This window comes from Allobosea sp. 01N443, from assembly GCF_056399325.1.
The window spans coordinates 1-751 of the sequence record NZ_JBFTRC010000411.1; the positions used below are offsets into that span (position 1 = coordinate 1).

General features: G+C 61.5%; 1 protein-coding gene and 1 pseudogene. One reads left to right on the forward strand and one right to left on the reverse strand.

The annotated features are described in order from the left end of the window. Positions 1 to 107: 107 nt before the first annotated feature. Positions 108 to 281 (reverse strand): annotated as a pseudogene (locus AC1DRP_RS36735) (IS6 family transposase); the annotation flags it as partial. Positions 282 to 333: 52 nt separating this feature from the next. Here AC1DRP_RS36735 and AC1DRP_RS36740 point away from each other — a divergent pair. Then, the coding region (locus AC1DRP_RS36740) for an IS6 family transposase (RefSeq protein WP_476771163.1) at positions 334 to 751 on the forward strand (418 nt) is incomplete at its 3' end.

Consider the following 751-nt stretch of genomic DNA (forward strand, 5'->3'; position numbering starts at 1 on the left):
CCTTAAGGCCCGACTGGCACCACCCCCTTAAGGCCCGACTGGCACCACCCATCTGGGTTCTGTTGCAAATTCCCGCGGCGCCATAGAATTTGGTCGTTCGTGCCCTTTCACGCCGCTGCGATAATCTCAAACTGCGCTGCGATGGTTGGATTTGGATTGTAGGCGTATCTGGCCTGTCCTTTGCGCATCATGTGAACCATCTCGATACCGGCCAGGGTTGCCGCGGCGCTTTTGAATGATGTGAAGCCAAGCATCGATCGGATTCGCCGTTTGATCCGCCGGGCGTTGTCACGTTAACTCCGGCATGGCGGCAAGCGGTGTAGGTGGGCGTGYATGACCCTGCCCGCCATCAGCTACAAGCGCCATCGGTTCCCTCCGGCGATCATCGCCCATGCGGTGTGGCTGTATTTCCGGTTTCCCCTGAGCCTTCGCCTGGTGGAGGAGATGCTTCTGGAGCGCGGCATCGCCGTCTCCTACGAGACGGTGCGGCGCTGGGCCTTGAAGTACGGGCGGGATTACGCCCACCGCCTGAAGCGCAAGAGGCCGAGCCGCCGCGACCTTTGGCATCTCGACGAGATCGTCGTCACCATCGCCGGAAAGAAGCATTGGCTCTGGCGGGCGGTCGACCAGGACGGCTATACCCTAGATGAGATCGTGCAGACCCGGCGTGACACCAAGGCAGCGCGGCGGTTGCTGAGGCGTCTTTTGAAGAAGCAGAGCTGTGCGCCCCGGCGGATGATCACCGACAAGC